Origin of the sequence: Halosimplex rarum (genome assembly GCF_047715405.1) — an archaeon.
Taxonomy (GTDB): Archaea; Halobacteriota; Halobacteria; order Halobacteriales; family Haloarculaceae; genus Halosimplex; species Halosimplex rarum.
Genome location: NZ_CP180412.1, coordinates 18,215 through 42,437, shown reverse-complemented (window position 1 = coordinate 42,437; position 24,223 = coordinate 18,215). Strand labels below are relative to the sequence as shown.

The 24,223-nt window shown below is 69.6% G+C and carries 27 protein-coding genes; 12 read left to right on the top strand and 15 right to left on the bottom strand.

Going from position 1 to position 24,223, the window contains the following annotated elements; translation table 11 throughout:
• The first annotated feature begins 410 nt into the window (after positions 1 to 410).
• From ACMGFH_RS00205 to ACMGFH_RS00190, 4 genes are all read left to right on the top strand, one after another.
• Positions 411 to 869 carry a hypothetical protein gene (locus ACMGFH_RS00205; RefSeq protein WP_415380762.1) on the top strand — a complete coding sequence of 153 codons (459 nt, stop codon included), beginning with the start codon at positions 411 to 413 and terminating at the stop codon, positions 867 to 869.
• Positions 870 to 923: 54 nt separating this feature from the next.
• A complete protein-coding gene (locus tag ACMGFH_RS00200) occupies positions 924 to 1,562 on the top strand; it encodes an NUDIX hydrolase (RefSeq protein ID WP_415380761.1) in 639 nt (212 codons plus the stop codon).
• 42 nt (positions 1,563 to 1,604) lie between these two features.
• Positions 1,605 to 2,066 (top strand): methylated-DNA--[protein]-cysteine S-methyltransferase, encoded by a 462-nt coding sequence (locus ACMGFH_RS00195; RefSeq protein WP_415380760.1) that lies wholly within the window; start codon positions 1,605 to 1,607, stop codon positions 2,064 to 2,066.
• A gap of 61 nt (positions 2,067 to 2,127) precedes the next feature.
• Positions 2,128 to 2,313, top strand: coding sequence for a hypothetical protein (locus ACMGFH_RS00190; RefSeq protein ID WP_415380759.1), 186 nt, complete (start codon positions 2,128 to 2,130; stop codon positions 2,311 to 2,313).
• Positions 2,314 to 2,339: 26 nt separating this feature from the next.
• Here ACMGFH_RS00190 and ACMGFH_RS00185 read toward each other — a convergent pair whose 3' ends face one another.
• The 3 genes from ACMGFH_RS00185 to lonB form a co-directional block, all read right to left on the bottom strand.
• Positions 2,340 to 2,717, bottom strand: a complete 378-nt coding sequence (locus ACMGFH_RS00185) for a hypothetical protein (RefSeq protein WP_415380758.1) — start codon at positions 2,715 to 2,717, stop codon at positions 2,340 to 2,342.
• 43 nt (positions 2,718 to 2,760) lie between these two features.
• Positions 2,761 to 3,813 (bottom strand): lysostaphin resistance A-like protein, encoded by a 1,053-nt coding sequence (locus tag ACMGFH_RS00180; RefSeq protein WP_415380757.1) that lies wholly within the window; start codon positions 3,811 to 3,813, stop codon positions 2,761 to 2,763.
• A gap of 114 nt (positions 3,814 to 3,927) precedes the next feature.
• The gene (gene lonB, locus ACMGFH_RS00175; RefSeq protein WP_415380756.1) at positions 3,928 to 6,093 is read right to left on the bottom strand and encodes an ATP-dependent protease LonB; all 2,166 of its coding nucleotides are present in this window, start codon (positions 6,091 to 6,093) and stop codon (positions 3,928 to 3,930) included.
• A gap of 343 nt (positions 6,094 to 6,436) precedes the next feature.
• Between lonB and ACMGFH_RS00170 the strand changes: the two genes are divergently transcribed.
• Entirely contained in the window at positions 6,437 to 6,976 is a 540-nt protein-coding gene (locus ACMGFH_RS00170; protein WP_415380755.1) for a nicotinamide-nucleotide adenylyltransferase, read from the top strand.
• Between the two features lie 74 nt (positions 6,977 to 7,050).
• Here ACMGFH_RS00170 and ACMGFH_RS00165 read toward each other — a convergent pair whose 3' ends face one another.
• A complete protein-coding gene (locus ACMGFH_RS00165) occupies positions 7,051 to 8,412 on the bottom strand; it encodes an APC family permease (RefSeq protein WP_415380754.1) in 1,362 nt (453 codons plus the stop codon).
• Positions 8,413 to 8,603: 191 nt separating this feature from the next.
• Positions 8,604 to 10,157, bottom strand: coding sequence for a thermosome subunit alpha (thsA, locus tag ACMGFH_RS00160; RefSeq protein WP_415383294.1), 1,554 nt, complete (start codon positions 10,155 to 10,157; stop codon positions 8,604 to 8,606).
• 305 nt (positions 10,158 to 10,462) lie between these two features.
• Here thsA and ACMGFH_RS00155 point away from each other — a divergent pair, with 305 nt between their 5' ends.
• Complete coding sequence (locus tag ACMGFH_RS00155) at positions 10,463 to 11,284, top strand: amidohydrolase family protein (RefSeq protein WP_415380753.1); 822 nt, start codon at positions 10,463 to 10,465, stop codon at positions 11,282 to 11,284.
• Between the two features lie 47 nt (positions 11,285 to 11,331).
• On the opposite strand, the gene ACMGFH_RS00150 is transcribed toward ACMGFH_RS00155, so the two are convergent.
• The 3 genes from ACMGFH_RS00150 to ACMGFH_RS00140 all read right to left on the bottom strand — a co-directional run bounded on the left by ACMGFH_RS00150 (position 11,332) and on the right by ACMGFH_RS00140 (position 13,542).
• Positions 11,332 to 12,234, bottom strand: coding sequence for a glycosyltransferase family 2 protein (locus tag ACMGFH_RS00150; RefSeq protein ID WP_415380752.1), 903 nt, complete (start codon positions 12,232 to 12,234; stop codon positions 11,332 to 11,334).
• Between the two features lie 116 nt (positions 12,235 to 12,350).
• Entirely contained in the window at positions 12,351 to 13,061 is a 711-nt protein-coding gene (locus tag ACMGFH_RS00145) for a class I SAM-dependent methyltransferase (protein WP_415380751.1), read from the bottom strand.
• 79 nt (positions 13,062 to 13,140) lie between these two features.
• Positions 13,141 to 13,542, bottom strand: coding sequence for a PPOX class F420-dependent oxidoreductase (locus ACMGFH_RS00140; RefSeq protein WP_415380750.1), 402 nt, complete (start codon positions 13,540 to 13,542; stop codon positions 13,141 to 13,143).
• Between the two features lie 192 nt (positions 13,543 to 13,734).
• On the opposite strand from ACMGFH_RS00140, the gene ACMGFH_RS00135 reads away from it, so the two are divergent.
• On the top strand, positions 13,735 to 14,007 hold the full coding sequence (locus ACMGFH_RS00135; RefSeq protein WP_415380749.1) for a MarR family transcriptional regulator: 273 nt from the start codon (positions 13,735 to 13,737) through the stop codon (positions 14,005 to 14,007).
• 22 nt (positions 14,008 to 14,029) lie between these two features.
• On the opposite strand, the gene psmB is transcribed toward ACMGFH_RS00135, so the two are convergent.
• The 5 genes from psmB to pth2 form a co-directional block, all read right to left on the bottom strand.
• On the bottom strand, positions 14,030 to 14,770 hold the full coding sequence (psmB, locus tag ACMGFH_RS00130) for an archaeal proteasome endopeptidase complex subunit beta (protein WP_415380748.1): 741 nt from the start codon (positions 14,768 to 14,770) through the stop codon (positions 14,030 to 14,032).
• Positions 14,763 to 15,497, bottom strand: coding sequence for an archaeal proteasome endopeptidase complex subunit alpha (psmA, locus tag ACMGFH_RS00125; RefSeq protein WP_415380747.1), 735 nt, complete (start codon positions 15,495 to 15,497; stop codon positions 14,763 to 14,765). Before psmA ends, psmB begins: the two co-directional genes overlap by 8 nt.
• A gap of 115 nt (positions 15,498 to 15,612) precedes the next feature.
• A complete protein-coding gene (locus ACMGFH_RS00120; protein WP_415380746.1) occupies positions 15,613 to 16,062 on the bottom strand; it encodes a hypothetical protein in 450 nt (149 codons plus the stop codon).
• Between the two features lie 305 nt (positions 16,063 to 16,367).
• A complete protein-coding gene (locus tag ACMGFH_RS00115) occupies positions 16,368 to 16,760 on the bottom strand; it encodes a DUF5518 domain-containing protein (RefSeq protein WP_415380745.1) in 393 nt (130 codons plus the stop codon).
• A 142-nt stretch (positions 16,761 to 16,902) separates the two neighbouring features.
• Positions 16,903 to 17,241: a peptidyl-tRNA hydrolase Pth2 gene (pth2, locus tag ACMGFH_RS00110; protein ID WP_415380744.1), complete on the bottom strand. Its 339-nt coding sequence runs from the start codon at positions 17,239 to 17,241 to the stop codon at positions 16,903 to 16,905.
• A gap of 96 nt (positions 17,242 to 17,337) precedes the next feature.
• Between pth2 and ACMGFH_RS00105 the strand changes: the two genes are divergently transcribed.
• The 5 genes from ACMGFH_RS00105 (at position 17,338) to ACMGFH_RS00085 (ending at position 21,686) form a co-directional block, all read left to right on the top strand.
• A complete protein-coding gene (locus ACMGFH_RS00105; RefSeq protein ID WP_415380743.1) occupies positions 17,338 to 18,099 on the top strand; it encodes a sugar phosphate isomerase/epimerase family protein in 762 nt (253 codons plus the stop codon).
• 98 nt (positions 18,100 to 18,197) lie between these two features.
• Positions 18,198 to 19,373, top strand: a complete 1,176-nt coding sequence (locus tag ACMGFH_RS00100; protein ID WP_415380742.1) for a glycosyltransferase family 39 protein — start codon at positions 18,198 to 18,200, stop codon at positions 19,371 to 19,373.
• 112 nt (positions 19,374 to 19,485) lie between these two features.
• On the top strand, positions 19,486 to 20,073 hold the full coding sequence (gene dcd, locus ACMGFH_RS00095; RefSeq protein WP_415380741.1) for a dCTP deaminase: 588 nt from the start codon (positions 19,486 to 19,488) through the stop codon (positions 20,071 to 20,073).
• Between the two features lie 48 nt (positions 20,074 to 20,121).
• Positions 20,122 to 21,018, top strand: coding sequence for a thiamine-phosphate synthase family protein (locus tag ACMGFH_RS00090; protein WP_415380740.1), 897 nt, complete (start codon positions 20,122 to 20,124; stop codon positions 21,016 to 21,018).
• Positions 21,018 to 21,686, top strand: a complete 669-nt coding sequence (locus ACMGFH_RS00085; protein ID WP_415380739.1) for a class I SAM-dependent methyltransferase — start codon at positions 21,018 to 21,020, stop codon at positions 21,684 to 21,686. The genes ACMGFH_RS00090 and ACMGFH_RS00085 overlap by 1 nt, the downstream gene beginning before the upstream one ends.
• A gap of 381 nt (positions 21,687 to 22,067) precedes the next feature.
• On the opposite strand, the gene ACMGFH_RS00080 is transcribed toward ACMGFH_RS00085, so the two are convergent.
• Together ACMGFH_RS00080 and ACMGFH_RS00075 are read right to left on the bottom strand one after the other, a co-directional pair.
• Complete coding sequence (locus ACMGFH_RS00080; RefSeq protein ID WP_415380738.1) at positions 22,068 to 23,330, bottom strand: glycosyltransferase family 87 protein; 1,263 nt, start codon at positions 23,328 to 23,330, stop codon at positions 22,068 to 22,070.
• Positions 23,331 to 23,415: 85 nt separating this feature from the next.
• Positions 23,416 to 24,180, bottom strand: a complete 765-nt coding sequence (locus ACMGFH_RS00075; RefSeq protein ID WP_415380737.1) for a DUF7001 family protein — start codon at positions 24,178 to 24,180, stop codon at positions 23,416 to 23,418.
• Positions 24,181 to 24,223 lie beyond the last annotated feature (43 nt).

Sequence of the window (24,223 nt, the reverse complement as noted above, 5' to 3'; positions counted from 1 at the left end):
GGGCGGGGCGGTGCTGTTCCTGGTGGACTGAAAGGGCGAGGCGCGCTCGCGTGCAGTTTAGTCGTCTGAGCGACCTCTACCCGAGCGAATCGAGGGTATGTCGCTCAGCGACCGCGAATGCGAGGTCGACCGAAGGGAGACCTCGAATGCGAACGGGGAGCGCAGCGACCCGTGAGCGAGCGCACCGAGGGCTTTCAACTCTCAGTATACGCTGCGGTCATTGTTCCTGCTAGCGAGCGTGCCGAGGATTTTCATCGTTTGCTGTCCGCGGCAGGACGGCCAATGTCCACTAATTTGTCCCCAGCCGCTCGGTTCCAGTCGAGAACTCACTACCCGACAACGACAGCTGTACGACAGATTGAAACTCGGAGAGCCGAACGCTCAAAAGGGGCGGCGTCGTGGCCCCCGGTATGAGTCTGCTGGCCGACGAACTCGCCGGCGTGGTCGACCTGTTCGGCGGGTTGACCCGCGAGGAACTCCACCGCGCGCTCGAAGAGCTGGCGTTCAAGCGCGGGGAGGAGCCCGACGGCGACGCCGTCGCGGCCGCCGTCGAGGACACCGTCGAGAGCTACCACATCGTCCCCGTCGAGCACGAGGGCGAGACGCTGCTGGTCGCCGGGCCCGTCGCGTTCCCGACGCTCCCCGAACACGCCGAGGACCTGCCGCACATCATGGACGTCGAGGAGCGGACGGTCGGGCGCGAGGCGGTCGCCGCCGCGGTGCGCGAGCGACTCGAAGCCGAGACCGAGGCCGTCGCTGCGGGCGGGAACAGCGAGCGCGCCGACACACTCGTCGACGTCTGCTACGACCTGGAGACGTGGGCCGCCGTCGACACCGCAGGCCTCCGGGCGCGCCTCGACGGGGTGTGACCTGCCTACGAGGGTATCCCGTCAGTTAAGACCACCCGCCCCATTCGTTGGCCTATGGACCTGTCGCGGGTGCGCGAACGCGACCCCGTCGAACTCGCGGGAGACGGGTCGCGAGCCGCGGCGAGCGACCGGCTCACCGGCGAGGAGCGCGAGGCCGCGGTCCTCGCTCCGATCGTCACCCGCGACGGCGCGGAGCACGTGCTGTTCACCAAGCGCGCCGAGCACCTCAGCGACCACCCCGGCCAGATGAGCTTCCCCGGCGGCGGCCGCGAACCGGCCGACGCCGACCTGCTGGCGACCGCGCTCCGGGAGGGCAACGAGGAGATCGGCCTCCGCGCCGAGGAGGTCGAGGTCGTGGGCCGACTCGACGACATCCGGACGATCACCGACTACCTCGTCCGGCCGTTCGTGGTCCGCGTCGTCGACCGCGAGTACCGGCCCAGCGACGCGGAGGTCGCCGAGGTCGCCGTCCTTCCCGTCGACGGACTCACCGACCTCGACAACTACGAGAGCGAGCGCCGCGACCACCCGCACTACGGCGAGATCCGCCTGCACTTCTTCCACGTCGGCGGCTACACCGTCTGGGGCGCCACCGCGAACATGCTCGTCCAGCTGCTGGATCTGACCACCGACTGGGAGCTCCCGCCCGAGCCCGACCACGCCGTCGACGCAGACGCCGACCTGCCGGGCTGATCGGAGACAAATCTTCAAGGGTCGACCGCACGGACAGGTAGTATGAACGACGAAGCGGGGATCTACGCGCGCGAGTCGGCGTTTCTCGACCGGTACGTCCAGTTCGGCGCGGCACAGGGCCGCGTGCTCTCGGTCACGTTCCCGAACGTCCCGGACGACGAGGCCGGAGCCGACCACGAGCTGCTCGACCGGATCGAGGACTACCTCTCGGGCGTCGAGGACGACTTCGCCGACGTGACCGTCGCACTGACCGTCCCGACCGACCGGCGCGGCGTCCTGGAGGCCGTCCGCGAGGTCCCGTACGGCGAGCAGGTCGGCGTCGCGCAGCTCCTCCGGATGACGCCCGACATGGACCCGGACGACGACGAGGACGTGCGGACCGCCCGGAGCGCCCTCGCAGACAATCCCGCGCCGCTGCTCATCCCGGACCACCGCGTCCGCGACGGCCCCAGCGCCGCCCCCGCTGAAGTCGAACAGCGACTGCGCTCGGTCGAGGGGCTGTAGCGGAGGCCTCGGAACCGCCGGTCTGGCGGACTTATATGATACCAGGTTGACACCGGCGGCAGTGGGTTCACTGCTCCCAGAAGTCGGGTTCGACGGGACCGCCGTCGCGGCGGGCGCGGCCGGGGGGCTGACCAGCGGCTGTCTCGGCCTTCTCTTCCTCCCGACGGACTCACTCTCGGCCCTCGGCGCCGCCTCGGGGGCCGTCGTCGGCGGCGTCGCGTCGCTCGCGGCGCGGATCGCGTGGTGAGTTCGCGCCGGAAAACGGACGCGACCTCAGGCCGCCGCGTCGTCGGCGTCGCCCGTCCGATTCCAGAGGACCAGCAACATCGCGGCGAGGACCGTCAGGTCCGCCACCAGCGAAAGCGTCCCCGGGGCGACCGGTAGGCCCGCCACACCGACCGTCGTCAAGACGAGCGCGATCCCACCGACGACGAGCAGCACGCCGGCGACCAGCCGCGCATGCGCCTCGGTCCCGGCCACGGCGACCGCGCCGGCGCCACCGACGACGAGCGCGAGCCCCAGCGCGAGGTCCTCCGGGTCGAACGCGAGCGCGCCGGTCGAGTCGGTCACCGCCAGCACCAGCCAGCCGACTGCCAACAGCGCCCATCCCGCGAGCGTCGCACGGCGGACGACGGCATCGTCGACGTTCATGCGGCACCGTTCACTCGGTTGTCACTAAACGGTAGCGTTCCTCTCAGGACCAGACGGGGTCCGGCAGCCCGAGCCCCTCGTGGACGAGGAACTCCAGCGCGTTGACGAGGTAGTGGGCGACGACGACCACGAGCAGGCTGTTCGTCAGGACGAACCCCGCAGCGAGAGCGAAGCCGAGCGCGCCGGTGACCGCCACGCCGACCCGGCCCTGCGCGCCGTGGCCGAGCGCGAAGGCGACCGAGGAGACGACCGCCAGCAGCCACGGCGACGCTCCCAGCGCCTCCGTGGTCGCGCCGACGACCGCCGCCCGGAAGATGAACTCCTCGACGACGGCGATGACCGGCAGCGTCGCACCGAGCAGGAGCGCCCAGGCTCCGGGGCCGTCCGGCGCGAGCATCTCGCGCAGGCCCTCGTCGTAGTCGGCGCCCGACGAGGCCGCCAGTCCGGAGGCGAGTTCGTTGCCGACCCAGAGCGCGAGGCCGAAGCCGACGCCGACCGCGAGCGCTGGGAGCCCGGTCGAGAGCGCGTCACCGCTGATCCCCAGCGTCGGGAGGGGCACGCCGAAGTACCACGCGCCGCCGGCGAGGATCGCGCCGAACAGCCCCTGCGTGAGTGCGACGTTCAGGAGCAACAGCCCCGGCGACATCGCGGGGGGCTCCGCAGCGCGCGGGAGCGGAGCCGAGTCGACCGGCCGGTCGTCGCGGGGCGCGGCCGCCCGGTCGTCGTCGGTCGAGGTCTGTCCCACTGCTCCGTCCGGGGCCAGCGGATGTGCGACCGGTGAGAACTCGTCTCCGTTCGGTTCGTCGGCGTCGCGGCCCCTCTCGTTCGCGGAGTCGCGTGGGGCATCGAAATCGAACTCCGGCCGTCTCGGCGTACCCCGGCCGATCCCGTCGTCTGCGTCCCCCTCGTCTTCGTCCGCCTCGTCTGCACCGCCCCTCTCGCCGCCATCGTCGCTCTCGTCGTCGACGACGCCCTGCGAGAGCCGCGCGAGGATGAGGAAGCCCGCGAGGACGAACGCGACGAGCCAGGCGAACGCCGCCAGGTCCGTCTCCGGGGAGGGAACGAGCGCGGGCGCGGCGAGAGGCCGGGCTGTCACAGTTCGAGTTGGGACTGGCCGGTCGAAAGTCGTTTCGGAGCGAACGAGGGTTTCGGAGCGACGGACGCGAAAAATCCCGAGCGGGCGGCGCGTCGGAACGAGCTGGCCGAGCCGTTACTGCGGGCTCGGGCTGCCGCCGGTCTGACCGACCTCTCGCTGTTCGAGCGCCTTGCCCGTGATGGACTTGAGGCGGTCGACGAGGCCGTCCTTCTCGGGTTCGCCCGCGAGGGCGACTTCCAGCACTTCCGAGATGTGCGAGACCGGGATGATCTCGATCTGGTCCTTGTACTCGTCCTCGATCATCACGTCCTGCTCGTTGGCCTTCGGGATGATGACCGTGTCGAGGCCGGACTTCGCGGCGGCCTCGATCTTGTGGGTGACGCCGCCGACCGGGAGCACGTCGCCCCGGACCGACAGCGAGCCGGTCATCGCGAGGTTCTGCTCGACGGGCACGTCTTCCAGCGCGGAGATGACCGCGGTCGCCACGGTGATAGAGGCGGAGTCGCCGTCGACGCCTCCCTCGCCGGCCTGGACGAACTGGATGTGGACGTCCTTCTCGGAGATGTCCTCATCGCTGAACTTCTTGATGATGGCCGAGACGTTCTGGACCGCCTCCTCGGCCATCTCCTTGAGCTGGCCGGTCGCGATGACCTGGCCGGGCCCCTGCGAGGGCGTGACTTCGGCCATGACGGGCAGGACGATACCGGAGTCCTCGCCCATGACCGCGAGGCCGTTGACGCGGCCGATCACGTCGCCCTCGTTGACGGTGAGCTCGTAGTCCTTGCGGCGCTCGATGTAGTTGTCCGCGAGCTGTTGCTCGATGGAGCGGGAGCGTTTCTTGGCCTGGAGCACGTCGCCGCGCTCGGTGAACTCCTTGTCCTCGGCGCGGGCGATGTCGCCCGCGACGCGGACCAGCCCACCGAGGTCACGGAGCTTCAGCGAGAGGTGACCCTTCCGACCGGAGCGACGCCGGGCTTCGAGGATGACCTCCTCGACGGCGTCCTCGGTGAAGTGGGGCAGGCGGCCGTCCTTCTCGACTTCCTGGGCGACGAAGCGGGCGTACTTGCGGCGCATCTCCGCGTCGTCGTCGATGGTGTCGTCCATGTACACCTCGTACCCGTAGCCCTTGATACGCGAGCGCAGGGCGGGGTGCATGTTCTCCATGGCGTCGAGGTTCCCGGCCGCGACGATGATGAAGTCCGTCGGGACGGGCTCGGTCTGGACCATCGCGCCCGAGGAGCGCTCGGACTGGCCCGTGATGGAGAACTCGCCCTCCTGGATAGCCGTCATCAGCTTCTGCTGGCTGCGGATGTCGAGCGTGTTGATCTCGTCGATGAACAGCACGCCCTTGTTGGCCTTGTGGATGTCGCCGGCCTCGACGCGGTCGTGGCTGGGCGTCTCCATGCCGCCTGACTGGAACGGGTCGTGGCGGACGTCGCCCAGCAGCGCACCGGCGTGGGCGCCGGTGGCGTCCTCGAACGGCGCGACCTGCTGGTTCGCGTTGTTGACCAGCAGGTTCGGGATCATCGCGTCGTTGCCCCGCGAGCCGTAGCGGAAGGCGAGGTAGACGACCCCGGCCGCGAGGATGCCCAGCAGGACGGATCCCTGGATGAGCAGGGCGTACCCGATGATGATCGCGATGATGATCCACATCAGGAACGACCGCATCTGGTTGCGCTTGCGCGCCTCTTCCTTGTGGGCGTCGACGATCTGTTCGCCCTTCCCCGCCGGGACGGTCCGGATCTTCGGCTCGTTGCCGTCGTCGGGGTTGTGATAGACGAGAACGTCCTGGAGTTCCTCCTTGGGGAGCAACTGGCTCATCGCCTTGGCGAGCATCGATTTGCCCGTCCCCGGCGAGCCGATCATCATCACGTGGCGGCGCTGCTTGGCGGCCTTCTTGACCACGTCTCGGGCGTGGTCCTGCCCGATGACCTGGTCGACAAGGCGGTCGGGGACCTCGATGTCCCCGGTAGTCTCGATATCGAGTCCACCGAGCAGGTCCTCGTCGGCGTTCTCGACGGCAGCCTCGTCGGAGTCGATCTCGACCGCGCTGCCGAGACTGTCGTCGCCGTCGACCGGGACGGCGTTCCCCCCGCCCTCGGACTCCTCGACGGCCGATTCGTCGCCGGCGGGCCCGTCGCCACCGACCGACGACTCCGGCTCCGACTCCGGCTGCTCGCCGCGTTCGGAGTCCGGAGACTCGGCGTCGGTCGCGCCGACCTCCTCGGTCTCGTCCGCGTCCGCTGCGGACGGTTCGTCGGTGTCGATATTCTCACTCATATAAACGATTCTGACAACTGAAGCCAAGGGCTGTTTATTGATATACTTTCTCCCCTCGTACGGTTCGATAACAGGCGAAAACCGCCGGACCTGACCGGTATCGGGTCGAAACAGGGACACCGCTCTTACCCCTCGACTGTGGAAAAACAGGGGGCGTATACGGCCGGTTCGAGGCCGCCACGGGCGCAACCCGCTCGGCCATCGCCGCCACGGACGCGGCGGCCAGATCGATAGCGCTCGTTCGCGCCCGCGGGCCCGTTCGAGCCACCGCTCCCCGGGTCACTCGGGACGACCGGGCCGCGAGTCACAGGGGTTAATGTAGTCGGTGGGCCCACGATAGGGTATGACACGCGGGTTCTACATCGGGCGGTTCCAGCCGTTTCACAACGGCCACCGGGCGATGGTCGACCACATCGTCGACGAGGTGGACGAACTCGTCCTCGGCATCGGGAGCGCAGACGTCTCGCACACCACTCGAAATCCCTTCACCGCGGGCGAACGCGTGATGATGGTGACCAAGGCCGTCGAGGACGTCGACGTGCCGACCTACGTCGTGCCCATCGAGGACATCGACCGCAACGCAGTCTGGGTCAGTCACATCATGAGCATGTCGCCGTCGTTCGACGTGGCCTACTCGAACAACCCCCTCGTCGTCCAGCTGTTCGAGGAGCGCGGCATCGAGGTCCGCCAGTCGCCGATGTTCGACCGCGACCGGCTGGAAGGCAGCGACATCAGAGAGCGGATGCTCGGCGACGACACCTGGACCGACCGCGTCCCCGACGTGGTCGCCGACGTGATCGACGAGTTCAGCGGCGTCCAGCGCCTCCAGACCGTCGCCAAGGACGACGTCTCCCGCCGCTGGGAAGCCGAGCAAGGCGACTGACGTCTGGCACCTTGCGACAGACAACTTGCGACTCGCGACTGACGACTAGCCACTGACCGCTGGCCGCCGCCGGCCTACCGGGAGGAGTCGCTCAGGACGTCCGGTTCGACCGCCTCGATCTCGTCTCTGATCGCCTCTCGCTCGAAGTACAGTAACTCGACGCCGACGACGACGACCGAGATCACCACCACCACGTAGAACGTGCCTCGCTCGTTCGCGTACAGGTGCCAGAACAGCAGCGGCAGGAACGCGCTCGTTCCGAGGAGGCCCACGGCGGGCGGCAGCGCGTTGATCCGGTCCCGGTCGCGCTCCCGGAGCGCGAGGGAGCTCATCGACCCGAAGACGACGATGAACGCGACCGAGGCGAAGGAGGTGATCCCGCCGAGGCTCCCGACCGCCGCGAAGGCGGCGGTGACCGCGCCGAGCAAGAGGAGCGTCCGTCTCGGGATCCCCTCGGCGCTCGAATCGCCGACGCGATCCGGGAGCAGTTCGTCGGAGAGCATCCCCTTCGCGAAGTAGCCCGTCGAAAAGAGCGTCGCGTTGATCGCCGACCCCGTCGAGAACAGCGCAGACAACGAGATGGCGAGGACGCCGACGCGTCGGAAGCCGACCGAGCCGGTGACGGCCCCGGCCGCGGTCGCCAGCGCGGTGTGCGGGTGGGACTTCAGCGCCTCCGGCGCCAGCGCCACGGTCGCCACCGCCACCAGCACGTAGATGCTCACCGCGACCGGGATCGCGACGTAGACGGCCGTTCGGATCGTCTCGACTGGGTCCTCGATGCGCTCCTGGTCGTAGAACAGGAGCTGCCACCCCTGAAACGCGACGAACGAGACCGCCGCCGCGACGACGGGACCGAACGACGCGAGTTGCGAAGCGCCGAGCGAGAGCGTCGCGCCGCTGGCGCCGCCAGCGACGTAGGCGATGCCGCCGACCCCGAAGGCGACGAGGACGCCCACTTTCGCGGCGACGAGGACATTCTCGGCGCTCCCGGTCGCGCGGGCGCCGAGCAGGTTGAGTCCCACGAACCCGGCCACTGCGAGCACCGACGCGACCGGGCGGAGGGGGACGACGACCAGTCGGTCGGGCACGCCGTCGAGCGCGACGGTGAACTCGCCGAACGCGAACGCGTACATCGCCATCGACCCGATGTAGCCGAACAGGAGCGTCCAGCCGATCATCCCCGCCAGCGTCGCGTTGCCGACGAACGACTGGACGAACGAGACCGACCCGCCCTGGTTCTCGTCGTCCACGTCGTTGAGGGCGTTGTACGAGTAGCCCGCGCAGGCCGCGACCACGCCCGCGAGGACGAACGACGCCCACGTCGCCGGCCCGGTTATCCCGGTGACGACGCCTAACACCGCGTAGATGCCGCCGCCGATCATCCCGCCGAGCGCGATCGAGACGCTCTCGGCCAGGCCGAGTTGCTCTCCGGACACGGGTGCCGTTCGTTTCGGTCGTCAGACGGTTCAACGTGATGCCGGTCGAGCCGGATTCGGTGGGGCACGGGAGAGACGACGACGACGGAGCGGACGCTACGAGCGGGTTGAACACCGAGACGCAGCGGAAGCTACGGAGCGGTTCGCGGTCGAAAAATGGCGAGGTGAAGTTGTGTTCGGCGGCTACCGAGTTAGCTCGCGGAGATGACGTCGTCGATGCGGACGATCATCGTCGCGGCCTCGGCTGCGCTCTCGACGGCCTCGTGCTTGACGGCGGCCGGGTCGAGCACGGCCAGGTCGATGGGGTCGTCGATAACGCCCGTCTGGCCCTCGGAGATGATACCGGCGATGCCCTCGCTCTCGTGTTCGGCGCGCAGGTCGACCAGCGCGTCGATGGGGTCCATGCCGGTGTTCTCGGCGAGCGTGCGCGGCAGCACGTCGACCGCGTCGGCGAAGGCCTCGACGGCGAGCTGCTTGCGGCCCTCGATGCTGGCGGCCTCGCTGCGGATGTAGTCGGCGACCGCGATCTCTGTGGCGCCGGCGCCGGGGACGACGCCGCCCTTGTCGAGGGCGGCGGTCACGACGTCGAGCGCGTCGCCGAGGACGCGTTCGAGCTCGTCGGTGACGTGCTCGGTGCCCCCGCGAGCGAAGACGGTGACGGACTGGCCGGCGTCGCCGTCCTCGACGAAGGTGACGTACTCGTCGCCGTACTTTTCGACGGAGATCGACCCGGCGGAGCCCAGGTCGTCGGCCTCGAGTTCCTGAACGCCCGCGGCGCGGGACAGGCCCGTCGCGTGGGCGAGCTCGTCGCCCTCGTCGTCGCCGACCTCGAAGACGGCGACGTCGTTCTTGGCGAGGATGGCGGCGACCTGGTCCGCGACGTCGCCGTCGACGAACAGGACGTCGACGCCCAGGTCGATGACGTGCTCGGCGTAGCCGCGGAGCTCGTTCTCCTCGGCCTCGATTGCGGTGTTGAGGTCGTCGACGCTGGAGACGTTGTACTCGGCGTCGATGTTGGCCTCGCGCACTTCGATGTCGTCGTTGACGAAGGCGATCTGCGGGTCCGTGAAGCTGCGCGGCATGTTGTCGTGGACCGGCTCCTCGTCGATGAGGACGCCGTCGACCAGGCGCGTGGCCGACGAGGACGAGCCCGTCTGCGTGTAGACGGTGATGTTGTCGCGGGAGACGCCGTCGTCGGCGACGCGGCGGACGGCGTCGACGACGACCTCGGCGAGGCGCTCGGCGGAGACGTCGCCGGTGCCCTTGCCGGTCATCGAGGAGCGGGCGACCGTCTCGAGGAGCTCGTCGTCGAGTTCCTCGTCGAGCGTGACCTCGTCGATGGCCTCGTGGGCCAGCGAGAGCGCCTGGTAGTACCCCTCGACGATCGTCGTCGGGTGAACGTCGTCGTCGAGCAGGTCCTCGGCCTGCGAGAGCAGTTCACCGGAGAGCACCGCCGCGGTGGTGGTGCCGTCGCCGACCTCGCTCTCCTGGGTCTCGGCGACCTCGGAGATCATCTGCGCGGCCGGGTGTTCGATGTCCATCTCGTCCAGGATGGTGGCGCCGTCGTTCGTGATGACGACGTCGCCGCTGTCCGAGACGAGCATCTTGTCCATCCCGCGGGGACCGAGTGTGGTCCGTACCGCCTCGCTGACGGCCTTGCCGGCGGTGATGTTGGAGCTCTGGGCGTCCTTGCCCTGCGTGCGATCACTGTCCTCGTTGAGGATGAACATCGGCTGTCCACCCATGCGTCGCTGGCCAGATGACATGGTTGAGTTTCATCTAATTCATCGTAAGCGGTTCTATATAAAACTTTCCAACCAGGGGCCGGAACCACCGCCAGCGGTGTGTCAGGGGGCCCCGCACGAATGGCCGGAAAGCCTTTAAGTGATGCTTGGGAGCCGACCGGCATTCCGGCGTTCGGCGTGATCTGTGCCGGGGGATCGGCGGTCGCGGTCGTGGTCTGGAGCGGTCCCGGGCGAGCCCTGGGCGGCGCTCGGCGGGGAACGGCCTCCGACAACCGTTTTAACGAGGTGCGCACATGGTAGGGTGAATGCTGGAGTTGGAGCACGGGTTCCGGGTGGTCGACGTCCACGCGCGCCTGGAGCCCGACGAGGACCGCCGACAGCGCGAGGGGCTGGGCGACCCCGAGCGACTGGAGCGGGAGATGCACCAGGCCGGGGTGGTGCGGTCGCTGGTGTTCCCGAGCGGGCGCGACGGCAACTACCTCGCCGCGAACAACGCCGTCGCGCGGATGAGCGTCGGCCGCCCGTTCGTCGCCGTCGCCCGGATCAACGGCGCCCGCGACCCCGCGGACACCCCCGTGGCGACGCTGCGTAACCTCACCGCGCACCGCACCGACGACCACACCTCCCCCGCCGACGTGGAGCAGTACGCCTACGACGACCGGTTCGTCGGCTTCAAACTCCATCCCGCGCGCGACGGCCTCCCCGACGAGGAGGTCCTCGAACAGTTGGCCGAGGCGGGACTGCCCGTCATCGTCCACGGCGGCCACGGGTTCGGGCCGGACGCCGTCGAGGCGACGCTCCTGCAGTACGACCTCCCGGTCGTGCTCGCGCACTTCGGCGGGCACCCGCTCGACCGCGAGTTGATGGCGACGAGCATCGATCTGCTCGACCGATCGTCGTCGCTGTACCTCGACACGAGTTTCGTCCGCTTCCGCGACCCGCTCGAACGCGCGATCAGAGAGCACCCGGATCGGGTCCTGTTCGGCAGCGGGTCGCCGGCCGCCCACCCGAACGTCGCGGTCATGGAGATCCTCACGCTCGACGTGCCCGAAGACGCCATGCGGAAGGTCTTCTCGAACAACCCCGGGCGCGTCTTCGACGCGCTCTCGCCCGCGGGCGGCGCGTAGCGGCCGCTAGTCGCGCGAGTGTCACCCGGTCGGCGCCAGAAGAACGGTTACCGGCGGTCGTAGACGGCGACCGGCCGGTCCGAGCGGGCCGACCGGCCGTAGGGGTTGCGCCGGGTCGACCGGTCGAGCAGCCGCGCCCAGGTTCCGTCTTTCGACCCGACCGCGAGCCCCGACAGCACCTCGCGACCGGTACCGAGCCAGCCCGACGGCGTCGCGTCGCCCCGCGCCACGTCCCGCAGTGATCCGAGCGCGTCGCGGCCGGCGTAGGCCACCAGACGCGCCGCGACGCGCGGGCGCACGCCGTAGTTCTTCACCAACCGGTAGGCGAGCGAGCGGTACTTCCAGCCGGGGTCGGTCTCCGGGCCGCCGCCGTCGGCGCCGACCTCGCGGGCGACGCCCATCTCCGGCGCCCACGTCACCGAGAAGTCCATCGCGGCGAGGCGGTGGGCGCCGTCGCGGGCGCTCCCGATCTCCAGGTACTCGTCGAACCCGTCCAGCGCGTCGAGCGCCGACCGCGAGAAGGCCACGTTGCCCCCGTTGAAGTAGGTGACCTCGCGCCCGGCGAGCGCGTCGGATTCGACCTCCTCGGCGGTCATGCCGCCGCGGAGCTGCTCGTGGACCGGCCCGGACACGACGTCGGCGCCGCCCAGGTCGTCGACGAGCGCGTCGTACCACTCGTCGGTGACCGTCAACCCCTGGTCGACCAGCGCGACGACGTCGCCCGTGGTCTGCTCGATGCCGGCGTTGCGCGCGGCCGTCACCGTCCGGTCGGCGACCTCGACGAGCACGTCAACGTCCGCGCGCTCGCGGACCATCCCGGTCGTCCCGTCGGTCGAGGGGCCGTTCACGACCACGATCTCGGCCGCGGGCACGTGTTCGGCCAGCGCGTCGAGCGTCCGGGCGAGTTGCTCCCGGCCGTCGAGCGTCGGGACCACCACCGAGAGCTGCATACAGACCGTAGCAGACTCGACGCGTATAAAAGTCGTGGGACGAACGGGGCGGTCGACACGGTCGTCAGTTGTCAGCGGCGCGAACGACCGTCAACCGTCCATCACGCGAACGACCGTCAGTCGACGGTCGCGTTCCAGTAGGAGATAGAGGCCAGGCGGTCGCCAAGCGGCGTACGGTCGACCGCTTCTTCGACCCGTCGGAACGCCTTGGCGACGCCGCCGGGGAGCTTACGGTAGAGGCCGAAGGGGACGACGAACTCGTGGGTCTCGTCGACGAGGCGCAGCTGTGCGGCGTCGAGCATGCCGTCGACTTCCCGCCGCGAGTAGAGCCGCGACCCCATCGGGAGCGCCCAGTTGTACAGCGACCGGCCCGACGAGCGATTGTAGGTCTCGAAGACGACCTGGCGCTTGGAGACCCGGGCCATCTCGCGGAGGTACTCCCCAGGGGTGTCCGCGAGGTGGAAAAAGCGGATGGCGAAGACGGCGTCGAAGTGGTCGTCGGGGAACGGGAGCCGCGCGGCGTCGCCGCGCATGAACTCCAGGTGGTCGTCCACGCCCGCCTTGCGGGCCTTGTCCCGACCCTCCCCGAGCATCGGCGCCGAGATATCGAGTCCGACGACGTCTGCGCCCTGCTCGGCGAGCATCACCGAGAACCGGCCGGTGCCGCAGGCGATCTCGAGGATCTTCTTGTCTTCGACGGGCGCGAGCGCCTCGCCGACGGCGGCCTTCTCCAGGCGGTCCGTGAGCCGGCCGCCGCCGCGGGAGAAGCGCTTGTCCTCGTAGGACTCGACGACAGTTTCCTGCTGGTACCACTCCTTACCCTTCACGATACGGGAATTTCCCCAGTCTGGGACCAAAAGAGTACTGAAAGCGGACGCCCGGCGCGGTCGCCGTCCCTGCCCGGCGTCAGGACGTGTATACTTCGTCCGGACGGATCTCCACGACGACGCGAGCGCCCGGATCGCGGTCGTAACTCGGGTACTCGTCGACGTCCATGTAGCGGCGGGCGAGCGCGTCGATGTGTTCCCTGGCGCCCTCCTCGGTCATCGCCGTCACTTCTCCCGTAACTGAGCAGTAGCGATAGGGGTCCTCCGGGTCGACCATGCTCACGCCGACCTTCGGGTTCCGGGCGACGTTGCGCTCTTTCCGTCGGCCCCGCGCCGTGTTGATCAGCACCCGGTCGGCCTCGGGGTCGTAGTCCACCCAGACGGGCGTGACGTGCGGGAACCCCTCGGGCGTCATCGTCGCGAAGTGCGCGAACGTCTGCGTCTCGAATAGATCGTGGTAGGACTCCGGGATGGACGTCATACCCCGATCGACGACCGCCAGCGTCGAAAGGTCTTGGGACCCCGGACTCCGCGGAGGAGACCTGCCGAAAGCGCCGCTGTGTGCCGATCTACTCGGCGAACGGCCGAAAATACAAGGACACCTTATATGCTTAGGACAATTTGGTCATCCATATAGCCAACTTTTACCAGTACCCTCCAGAGAAGCTCAGGCATGAGTACGACCATAGACGAACCGAGTGCGGACGAGCGGCTGGGTGAGGCGGAGTTCCGCGACCGCCTGCGCGAACTGCCCCCGAGCGCCAAGCTCGTGGCGAAGGTGCTGGAGACCGATGCGCCGCTGTCGCAGGGACAGCTCGCCGAGGAGTCGCTGCTGCCCGACCGGACCGTCCGCTACGCCCTGAACCGACTCGAAGACGCGGAGCTGATCGGGTCCCGACACAGCTTCCACGACGCGCGAAAACAGGTCTACTTCCTCAACAACTAGCGGCCCGAAAGCCGCGGCCGCCCTACCGCTGGGCGAACGCGTCTTCGGTCTCGTCGAAGCCTTCGATCTCGACGCCGTCGCCGGTGACGGTCGCCACGTAGACGCCGTTACCTGAGCCGGTGTCGCGTTCGCTGGCCGCCTCGACCGCGCGGACCGCGAGGTCGCGCGCGTCGTCGAGGCTCATCTCTCGGTCGTACACGCCCTCGATCGCCCCGTGGGCGAGCTGCATCCCGGAACCGGTGACCGTGTAGTCGTCTTTCATGACCCCGCCGGCGGGGTCGATGCTGTAGACGTGGCTGCCCTCGTCGTCGACGCCGCCGAGGATCGGGTTGATGGCGAACCACGGCCCGCCGCGGGCGAAGTTGCCGGCGAGCGTCGCCAGCGCGTGCATGCTGATCGGCTCGCCCTTGCGGACCTCGTAGAGGTCGACTTCCGAGCGGAGCGTCCGGATGAACGACTGGGCGCCGCCCACCGAACCGACGAGCGTCAGCACGCCGGTCGGGTGGATCTGCTCGACCTTCTGGACGGACTTGTTCGAGACGAAGCGGCCGCCGAGCGAGGCGCGCATGTCCGTCGCCACGACGACGCCTTCGTCGGTCGAGATGCCGACCGTGGTCGTCCCGGTCTTGTTGACCGACTCGTCGTCGCGGGCCTGCGCGTCGCCGCCCGCGTTCGCACCGTCGAACTGTCCCGCGCCGAGTTCGGGTTCGGTGGGGTCGCCGATCGCGTCGGCGCCGGTGAGGGGGTCGGTGAATCTACTCACCGTCTTCACCTCCGAACTCCGCGAGGTGGGAGTCGATCTCCGCGGCCTCCAGCGAGCGGACGCGGTGAGTCTCGGTGTCTATCACGCTCACCTCGACCGCTTCGGGATCGATGTCCTCGTTGCTCTGGGCGAGCGTTTCGAGCGCCAGGGTGATCCCGGCGTCGAGGTCCATGTCCCCGCGGTACTCGTCTTCGAGGAAGTTCATGAGCGTCTCGCGATTGCCGCCGATGGTGGTCGCTTGCCACTCGTAGGGCGTCCCGGAGGGGTCGGTCTCGAAGAGCTTCGGCGTGCCGTCGGGGTCGACGCCGCCGATGGCGAGCGCGGTCCCGAACGGGCGGACCCCGCCGCTCTGGGTGTGGCGCTGGATGTAGTCGGTGACCTCTTTGGCCAGCGCCTCGACGCCGATCGGCTCGTCGTAGCGGAGGCGGTTGACCTGCGCCTGCTCGCGGGCGAAGTCGATCAGCTGTCTCGCGTCGGCGACGTGGCCCGCGCTCGCGACCGCGATGTGGTCGTCGATGCGGTGGAGTTTCTCGATGCTCTGTTCCTCGACGAGCGGGGAGCGAACCTGGCGGTCCGCCGCGAGCACGACGCCGTCGGTCGTCCGAACGCCGACGCTCGCCGTGCCGCGCTTGATCGCTTCCCGGGCGTACTCGACCTGGTAGAGGCGCCCGTCCGGCGAGAAGATCGTCATCCCGCGGTCGTACGCCTGCTGGTTCTGATCCTGCATAGTGTGCGTCACTGAGTCAGCGTGACTAACTTCCAGTTAGTGGTTGTGATATATAGGCCTTTTCACCAGACCACGGGACTCCGCGTCGGTGTGTTCCGCGGTCACAGCGGGCCCGTCAGTCGTCGGCGATGGGGTCGTCGATGTATCGCGCTTCGAGGCGGGCCGCCGTGGCCGGGCGCTCGACGTACCGGGCGTCGACGACCGCGAGGGCCGCGGTGAGCAGGGCGAAGCCGACGGCGGCGACGACGAGTTCGAGCGGGGTCGCCTCGACGAGGGCGTCGACCGGCGAGAAGTCGACCGCGAGCGCACCGAGATACGTGACCGTGACGGCCGCGACGGCGACGGCGAGCCCGAGTGCGTGTTCCGAGCCGACCCGCGGCGGAGTGCGGTCGCGGGCGTATCCCAGCGCGAGCGCGCTGACGGGGAACATGACGACGAGCCCCAACGCCCACGTCGACGCGGTCGTCTCACCGACCGCGAGGACGGACAGCAGCCCCCAGACCGCGAGCGAGACCAGCAGAGCGACCGCACCGGCGAGTCGGGCGACGGCGGTCGTCTCGTACATCAGCGGCGGTCCCCGTTGCCGCCTCGCGGTAGGATCCACGAACCGTTGGCGTTCGGACCGGCGGTCGACGGGTGTTCGGAACTGGACTGGGTCGCGACGGATCGCGCGGTCATATCGATACCCTATCCTCCCGACTACGGAGGCTTAACTCGTATCATCGGTCCCGCCGGACCGACGGAGAAAAACGTCGGTCCGCGGCGGTGTCGGCGACTGAACCGGTCCGTTACCCGGCGTTCGGTCCGATACGCACGGACTACTTCGGTTCGATCGGGACGGGATCGGGTCGATCGGTACGGGAGAGAGCGTCAGGCGACGGGCTGGCCGGCGGTTTCGGGTTCCGGCGCGACGGCGCCGCCGATCGCACCACCGATCGCGCCGGGAATCCCGGTCGCGGCGACCCAGACGAGCGCGGCGACGCCGGCCCCGAATCCGAAGATGCCGGCGACGAGGGTCCCGACGAACAGCAGGACCAGCGCGACGACGATCCCCCCGATAGTCGTCGCGAGGAACCCGTGTACCGCGCCGCCGCCCAGGCCTTCCCGAGCGGCGTACCCGGCGATCGCGCCGGCGATGAGGCCGGTCAATCCCGCCCCGACCGCCGGGAGAGTCGCGTCGGTGAACGGGAGGCCCAAGCCACCGAGGAGGCCGATCACGAGCGATGCGACGAGACCGTACAGGACAGCCATCCACTTTACCATGCGCGAATACAGGCTGGCTGACGTGTTAAGCGAACTTGCCGGCATCCACAGGTAATTTCAGCTTCACGTGCCAGATAGCCGCGGCCACAGACGGAATGGACGCGAGTTGTCAGCGAGGTGCGATTCGAGCCGGCGGTCCGAGCTAATACAGCGAGAGGTGGCCGGTCACCTTGTCGACGAGGTCGTCGCGGGCGGGACCGACGGCGAGCGCGCTGGCGGTACCGGGCTCGAGTTGCGTGTGGCCGGCGTCGCGGACCACGGCGTGGGGGAGACCCTCGCGTTCGGCCTTGTCGGCGAGTTCGAACAGCTGGGACTCGCTGTCGGCCTGCAGGACGACCTTCTTCTGGCCGCTGCCCTTCCACTCGTTTTTCGCCTGTCGGTCGGCGTCCTCGACGGCCATGAGGGAGGCGTGGGCGACCTGCGCGGCGAGTTTCCCCTCGCCCATCCCCAGGTCGGCCCGGGCGACGATGGCCTGTTTCATACCCCGATTGGCGGCCGGCGGGAGATAGGGTTTCTCATCGACGGTGGCACTTCCGCGGTCGAAACCGGCTTGTGATACCCGGTAGCAGTCGGGACGATGCGGATCGGAATCCAGCCCTACACGATCAGCGCCATCGACGAACCGCTCCCCCTGAAACTCGACCGGATCGCCCGCGCCGGCTACGAGGGGGTCGAACTCGGCCCCGACGCGAACACCGACGCCGTCCGCGACGCGCTGGACGCCAACGACCTCGCCGTATCGAGCGTCGGCTCCGGGCTCGACGCGCTCGACGACGACCTCGACGCGCACGTCGCGGCGTGCGAGGCCTTCGACACGGACGACGTGGTCGTCATGTGGATCGACCCCGAGCACTTCGCGACCCGGGAGGCCGTCGAGTCGACCGCCGAGCGGCTTGACGCCGCCGCCGACCGACTCTCGGACCGCGGCCTCCGACTGCACTATCACAACCACGCCCACGAGTTCACGGACCTGGGCGAGACGACCGGGTACGAGGCGCTCGTCGACGCGACCGACCGCGTCCGCTTCGAGGTCGACGTGGGCTGGGCGGGCGTCGGCGGCGTCGACCCGGCGGCGCTGCTCGACGACATCGGCGACCGCGTCTCGCTCGTCCATCTCAAGGACATGGACTTCGACGCCGGCGAGTTCGTCACCGTCGGCGAGGGCGACCTCGACCTGGCCGAGGCGGTCGCGGCGGCCCGCCGCATCGGTGCCGAGTGGGGACTGTTCGAGAACGACGAGCCCGTCGACCCCGTGGCCGAGCCATCGCACGCGTCGCTCCTGCTCGACGAGCACACTGGTCACCTCGGTCGGCGCGAGGCTCGCACCGACGGCGATTGAACCGCGCTCGCGTCGGGCGGTTCGTCGACGAGTCGGCTTCGAGCATGCGATAGCAGAAACAAGACTTTCATGCGAGGCGGGTGTCGGCAACGCTACATATGGTCCTCCGCCGCTCCAGCGTCGCCGCCGCCCTCTCCGGGCCGATCCCGGACGAGACCTGGCAGCGGGACGCCACTGCCATCTTCCTGGTCGCGCTCGTCCTCCGCGGGTGGGTCTGGTCGAACATGGGCACCATGGTCGTCCGGGACGCCACCCGATACCTGGCGTGGTGCAACGAGTTCTCGCTCGGCACGCTCTTCGGCACCCGGGCGCTGGTCTACTCCGGCTACTGGCTCCCCTACTGCGGCTGGCTGCGCGCGACGGGCGAGTACGTCCACGGCTGGGTCGCCGTCCAGGTCGCCCTCTCGGCGCTGTCGTGCGTCCTCGTCTACGCGACGGGCCGGCATCTCGTCGGTCGCTCCGCGGGCCTCGTCGCCGGCGGCGCGCTCGCCGTCCAGTGGGAGGTGTACCGCTGGGCAGCCCGGCCGCAGTCGGAGTTCATGCTGACGTTCGCCGTCGCGCTGGCGCTGTGGCGCCTCGCGCACTACCACACGACGCCCACGACGCGCAACCGTCTGCTCGCACTCGGGACCCTCGGGTTCGCTGCGCTCGTCCGGCCCAACGGCCTGCCCATCGTCGCCGCGTACCTCCTCTACGACCTCCTGCCGGCGACGAGCGACCACCGGCTGAACCTGGGCTTCCCCGCGAAGGTCAACCTCGCGCTCGTCGGCGGCCTCGTCGCCGCCATCGCCTACCGCCTGCAGTTCGGCTGGGCGCGCGGGTCGATGCTGTTCCACTGGCGGGAGGGGATCGTCATCACGCCCGACCGGTTCGTCTACGACTACTCGCCGGCCCCGGCCAGCGGCGTCGTCGACTTCTTCGTCGCCAACGCCGAGCACGTCGTCGCCATCGCCGCCCTCCGCGGCGCCTGGTTCTTCTCGCCGGTCATGCCCGGCTGGTCGGAGGGCCACGCGCTGAGGGCGATGGTGACGCTCGGGCCGCTATTTGTTCTCGCCGTGCTGGGGATCCACGCGGCCGTGGTCCGCGAGCGGTGGGACCTGCTCGCGCTGTGGGCGACGCCGCTGGTCGCCATCGTCGTGACCGCGATGGGGATCTGGGTCGCCGGCTGGCGCAACTTCCTCGGCCCCGCCGTCGTCGTCTACACGCTGTTCGCCGGCTACTACGTCTCGCTGACCGACTGGCCGCGCAGGGCGCGCGCCCTCACTCGGACGTAGGCGCCGGCCCGTCGCGCGCAGGCGCCGATCCGTCGCGTCGGCGCGGTCCGCGACCGGATTCGGGGCCGCTGGCAACCGTGATGTTTTACCGCCGGCGGGCAGAGAAACCTGTATGATACTGTCGGACGCGGACATCCTGCGGCGCCTGGAGGAAGGGGACCTGGTGGTCGAACCCCTCGACGATCCGGACATCCAGATCCAGCCCGCCAGCGTCGACCTGCGGCTCGGACGGGAGTTCCTGGAGTTCCAGCACGCCAACATCCCCTGCATCCACCCCAACAGCGAGAACGAGGTCGCCGAGTACGTCGAGGAGACGGTCGTCGACGAGGACGAGGAGTTCATCCTCCACCCGGGCGACTTCGTCCTCGGCACGACCTACGAGCGCGTCGGCATCCCGGACGACCTCATCGCCCACGTCGAGGGGCGCTCCTCGCTGGGCCGCCTCGCCATCGTCGTCCACGCCACCGCCGGTCTCTGCGACCCCGGCTACAAGGGCCAGATCACGCTCGAACTCTCGAACCTCGGCACCGCGCCCGTGGCGCTCACCCCCGGAATGCGCATCTCCCAGCTCACCTTCACGGAACTGAAGACGCCCGCCGAGCGCCCCTACGGCGAGGAGCGGGGCTCGAAGTACCAGGACCAGTCCGGGCCGCAGGCCTCGAAGATCCAGGGCGACCGCGAGTTCGGGGGTGACCAGTAGGGCGATGACTGGCGCCAGCGCGGTCCCCGAGCCGACGGGGGGCGGCCGATGAAGTTCGTCGAGGAGCTCGTCGTCGAGGAGTTCCTGCCGACGTTCCGCTCGATGCTCGCCGAGGCACTGCGCGAGCGGGGGCTGACCCAGAGCGAGGTGGCCGACCACCTCGGCATCAGCCAGAGCGCCGTCTCGAAGTACGTCCACGGCGAGGTCGAGCGCAACGACCGCCTCCTCGGCGACCGCCGGCTGCGCGAACTGGTCGAGCGACTCGCCGAGGGGCTCGCAAGCGGCGAGATGAGCCGCGTCCAGGCGCTCGTCGAGGCCGAGGTGTTCGTCCGCCGGCTCGAACGCGGCGGCGTGCTCGCCCAGCTCCACGAGGAGTCGATGCCCGGCCTCGCCGAGTACGGCGACGACCGCTTCGCCATCCACGACCCCGAGAGCACTGTCCGCGCCGCCGAGGAGGTCCTCGCATCCCTCCGCCGCGGCGTCCGCATCCTCGAGAACACCGACGACTTCCCGGATCTCGTCCCCGCCGTCGGGTCGAACCTCGTCGAGTGCCTCCCCGACGCCGACGGCATCGAGGACGTCGCCGCCGTCCCCGGCCGCATCCTCGACCTCGAAGGGACGACGGCGATTCCGGCCGACCCCGAGTTCGGCGTCAGCGAGCACGTCGCGAGCGTCCTGCTCGCCGCCCGCGCCGGCGGGAGTGACGCCCGTGCCGCCCTCAACGTTCGCTACGGCTCCGACATCGTCGAGACGCTGACCGAGGCGGGATACACCGCCGTCGAGTTCGACGCCGAGGCGGACCTGGAGCCGGCTATCGCCGACGCGCTCGCGGAGTCGCCCGACGCCGACGTGCTCTACCAGACCGGCGGGTTCGGCGTCGAACCGATCGTCTACGTGCTGGCGGTCGACGGGCCGACCGCGGCGCGCGTCGTCCGGGAGCTGTAATGCCAGACGACGTCGGCGCCACGCAGTCGTTCTACGGCCGATGGGCCAGAGCCTACGACTGGCTCGCCACCGCCCCCGGCGTCGGCTCCTGGCGCGAGCGCGCCGCCGACGCCCTGGACCTGGAGCCCGGCGACACCGTCGTCGAGATGGGCTGTGGCACCGGCGCGAACGTCTCGCACCTGCGCGACCGCGTCGGCCCCGAGGGGCGAGTCGTCGGCGTCGACCTGACCCGCGGCATGCTGCGCCGGGCGAGCGAGCGCGTCGACCGCGCCGGCTGGCGGAACGTTCACCTCGCTCGCGCGGACGCGCGACGACCACCGATCGACGGCCCGGTCGACGCCGTCCTCGCGACGTTCGTCGTCGGCATGTTCGCCGATCCCCGCCCGGCCGTCGAGCGCTGGATCGAGATGCTCGCCCCCGGCGGGCGGATCGCGCTGTTGAACGCCGGCCGCTCCGACCGCCGTGTGGCCGCGCCGCTCAACCTCGGCTTCCGCGCGTTCGTCCGAGCGGCCGCCCCCGGCGACGGCCGCGAGTCGCCGTCGAAGAGCCTCGAACGGCGCGTCGCCACCGCGCGCGACGCGGTGTACTCGAACTGCCCCGATCACGGCTTCGAGGAGTTCGGCCTCGGCTACCTTGGCCTCGCCTGGGGCGAACGGAGCGAGGTCTAGCGGTTGTCCGGGGAGTAAACTGTTCAACCGCGAAGTCTGTGACCGCTACCGCTACCGACGTGCCGACCGCGAACAGCGTGAAAGCCCCGACGCGTTCGACTTGGGGGGCTCGCTGCGCGCGCTCCCTTCGGTCGCGTGCTTACGTCGCCCGCCTTCGTCGAACGCGTCGCCCCTTTCATTCCCACCCGCACAGACAGGCCGACCAGCCGACACGGGTGGGTATGAAAGGGGCCGCTGGCTCGTGGACATCTGACGATGCAAGCACTGCAGGGAGCGCAGCGACCGAAGCGCGCAGCGAGTCAGGGACCACGAGCCAGCGGGGGCTTTCACGCTGTTCGCGGTGCTGGCGCCTGGCTGTCGTCTATCCCCGGATCTCTCACATCACGAGTCGCGCTCGAAGACGGACGCCCCGAGCGAGTCGGGTACCGATAACGACCCCGACTCGACGCGATAGATGAGGCAGCCGGCGAGGGTCAGCAGGCTGCCGTAGAGGACGGGCGTCCCGAATCGGAAGACCGGCAGGAGCGAGTCGAGGATCGCCTGCGCGGTTCCGGGGTCGAGCGGGGCCGTCCTGACGGCTTCCCGGAGCGTGCGGAACGACATCGAGAGGTTGGCCAGCAGCGCGCCGGCGACGAACACCCGGCGGCCGCGGCCGGCGGGCAGGTCGTACAGCAGGACGACCAGCGAGACGGCCGTGTAGGCGTAGTAGAGCAACAGCGACGGGACGGCGATGATCATCGCGACGAGGGTCCCGTGGACGGCGACGTGGCGGTCGGTGGTCGTCTCGACGCGCCAGTAGAGGGCGGCGAGGACGGGCGCGAGCAGGACCGCGGCGCCGACCGCGTACCACGTCGGGTCGGCGGTGGGGAACAGCACCGAGAGCGGGCGGCGGAGGGTGACGAAACTCCGGTCGGCCGGGAGGCCGCCGACGAACGCCGCGGTTTCGCGCCGGGGGACGAGCGCGTCGACGACGTAGGTCCGGGTCGTGTCGACGCCGAAGGCGAGCAGGCCGAGCGCCGTCAGTCCGGCGGCGGTCCCGACGGCCGCGCCGATCGCTCGCCAGGCGCGCCTGCGGAGGAGCCAGAGTCCGACGAGGCCGGGGAACACCTTGACGAACGCCGGGAGCGCGAACGCGGCACCGGCCCGCGCTTCCCGGTCGCGGGCCAGCCAGACGAAGCCGGCCGCGAGCGCGGCGACCAGGAGGTGGTTGACCTGTCCGTACGCGATTGAGGGCGCCGAGTGCGCCGAGGCGAACAGGAACGCGAACAGCAGCGCGCGCTCGGCACGACCGACGGAATAGCCCAGCGACTCGACGTAGCCCGAGAGGAGCCGAGTCGTGACGACCGAGGCCAGTACCGAGACCAGCGTGATCGCGACGAATCCCGGCACCCAGCTCTCGGCGAGCGCGGAGGGGAGGAAGGCGAGCACCGTCGCGGGCGGGTAGAGGTAGTGAAAGCCGCTGTTCGGAGGAGTGACTGCGTAGAAGTTCTCGCCCGCGAGGGCCGCCTCTGCGGCGACGTGGTAGACGCGGTAGTTGAGCCCGAAGGTGCCCGGCCGGTTGACGGCGTAGTTGGCGAGCGCGATCAGCCCGAGGAGCGCTCCCGTTCCGAACACCGCCAGCGCGTCGCGTCTCCGGTCGGCCATACTCGCCGGTGCGACGGTGAGGGTCTTGGGCGTGTCGAACGACTGTCTCGATCGGCGGGCGGAGCGGACGGCCTCGGAAACGGCGCTACACTCGATACCGCTCGGCGTGTTCCGGGCAGAATTCGGGATCCCGCAGTTGCGCCCGGATAACGCCCGGCTGGCGGTGCGGGTTGTGGAGCCGACAGTCCTCGTCGTCACAGAAGCCCTCGCCGGTCGCCAGGTAGTGGTACGCCTGCAGGACGTAGCCCTTCAGCGCCTCGGTCGTCCGCGGGTCGGCGGCGACGAGAAACTCCCCTTCGACCTCGTTCTCCAGCACTTCCCGCGGCGGCGAGTCACCGGAGAGCAGCGCGTGTTTCTGTTGTTCCTTGTAGTACTGCTCGGGCTTGGCGGGCGCCTCGTAGAGCCCCGGGACGGAGACGACTCCGGGCTGGCCGAGGACGTTGACGCGCTTGTGCCAGCGGCCGTCGTGGTCGCCCCAGGTTCCGACGACGCGGTCGAGCACGGGGACGTGCAGGTGGTCGAGCCCGCGCTCGTCGTCGGGGAGCAAGTCGCGGAGTATCGCCTGGACCTGATATCCGTCGTAGATGACTCCGCCGGCGCGTTCGGGAGTCTCCAGCGCGCGCTCCTCGTAGCGGACGATGCCGACCATCGTGTTGCCCGTCTCGCGCTCGTACGGGGAGAGTACTCGCGCCTCGGCGAACGACTCGGCGAGGTCGGGGTCGCCGAACACGGACAGAAACCGATCGCGTACCGAAACTTCGGCGTCGACCCGCTCGCGGAGCCAGTCGGCGACCGCGTCGGCACCGGCTTCGGTGGTGGGCGCGCGATAGAGCGTGACCTCCTCGACCATACGAACCGGTGGTACCACCGAGTGAAACTGGTTACGGTCCGGC

What these genes read in the sequence shown, in the direction of transcription:
- ACMGFH_RS00205 (WP_415380762.1), top strand. Translation starts at nt 411, where the DNA reads ATGAGTCTGCTGGCCGACGAACTCGCCGGCGTGGTCGACCTGTTCGGC.
- ACMGFH_RS00080 (WP_415380738.1), bottom strand. Translation starts at nt 23,330, where the DNA reads ATGGCCGACCGGAGACGCGACGCGCTGGCGGTGTTCGGAACGGGAGCG.
- ACMGFH_RS00115 (WP_415380745.1), bottom strand. Translation starts at nt 16,760, where the DNA reads ATGGTAAAGTGGATGGCTGTCCTGTACGGTCTCGTCGCATCGCTCGTG.
- ACMGFH_RS00155 (WP_415380753.1), top strand. Translation starts at nt 10,463, where the DNA reads ATGCTGGAGTTGGAGCACGGGTTCCGGGTGGTCGACGTCCACGCGCGC.
- ACMGFH_RS00100 (WP_415380742.1), top strand. Translation starts at nt 18,198, where the DNA reads ATGGTCCTCCGCCGCTCCAGCGTCGCCGCCGCCCTCTCCGGGCCGATC.
- ACMGFH_RS00200 (WP_415380761.1), top strand. Translation starts at nt 924, where the DNA reads ATGGACCTGTCGCGGGTGCGCGAACGCGACCCCGTCGAACTCGCGGGA.
- psmA (WP_415380747.1), bottom strand. Translation starts at nt 15,497, where the DNA reads ATGCAGGATCAGAACCAGCAGGCGTACGACCGCGGGATGACGATCTTC.
- ACMGFH_RS00105 (WP_415380743.1), top strand. Translation starts at nt 17,338, where the DNA reads ATGCGGATCGGAATCCAGCCCTACACGATCAGCGCCATCGACGAACCG.
- ACMGFH_RS00120 (WP_415380746.1), bottom strand. Translation starts at nt 16,062, where the DNA reads ATGTACGAGACGACCGCCGTCGCCCGACTCGCCGGTGCGGTCGCTCTG.
- ACMGFH_RS00185 (WP_415380758.1), bottom strand. Translation starts at nt 2,717, where the DNA reads ATGAACGTCGACGATGCCGTCGTCCGCCGTGCGACGCTCGCGGGATGG.
- ACMGFH_RS00150 (WP_415380752.1), bottom strand. Translation starts at nt 12,234, where the DNA reads ATGCAGCTCTCGGTGGTGGTCCCGACGCTCGACGGCCGGGAGCAACTC.
- ACMGFH_RS00195 (WP_415380760.1), top strand. Translation starts at nt 1,605, where the DNA reads ATGAACGACGAAGCGGGGATCTACGCGCGCGAGTCGGCGTTTCTCGAC.
- dcd (WP_415380741.1), top strand. Translation starts at nt 19,486, where the DNA reads ATGATACTGTCGGACGCGGACATCCTGCGGCGCCTGGAGGAAGGGGAC.
- ACMGFH_RS00140 (WP_415380750.1), bottom strand. Translation starts at nt 13,542, where the DNA reads ATGACGTCCATCCCGGAGTCCTACCACGATCTATTCGAGACGCAGACG.
- lonB (WP_415380756.1), bottom strand. Translation starts at nt 6,093, where the DNA reads ATGAGTGAGAATATCGACACCGACGAACCGTCCGCAGCGGACGCGGAC.
- ACMGFH_RS00085 (WP_415380739.1), top strand. Translation starts at nt 21,018, where the DNA reads ATGCCAGACGACGTCGGCGCCACGCAGTCGTTCTACGGCCGATGGGCC.
- ACMGFH_RS00075 (WP_415380737.1), bottom strand. Translation starts at nt 24,180, where the DNA reads ATGGTCGAGGAGGTCACGCTCTATCGCGCGCCCACCACCGAAGCCGGT.
- ACMGFH_RS00135 (WP_415380749.1), top strand. Translation starts at nt 13,735, where the DNA reads ATGAGTACGACCATAGACGAACCGAGTGCGGACGAGCGGCTGGGTGAG.
- thsA (WP_415383294.1), bottom strand. Translation starts at nt 10,157, where the DNA reads ATGGGTGGACAGCCGATGTTCATCCTCAACGAGGACAGTGATCGCACG.
- ACMGFH_RS00170 (WP_415380755.1), top strand. Translation starts at nt 6,437, where the DNA reads ATGACACGCGGGTTCTACATCGGGCGGTTCCAGCCGTTTCACAACGGC.
- ACMGFH_RS00090 (WP_415380740.1), top strand. Translation starts at nt 20,122, where the DNA reads ATGAAGTTCGTCGAGGAGCTCGTCGTCGAGGAGTTCCTGCCGACGTTC.
- pth2 (WP_415380744.1), bottom strand. Translation starts at nt 17,241, where the DNA reads ATGAAACAGGCCATCGTCGCCCGGGCCGACCTGGGGATGGGCGAGGGG.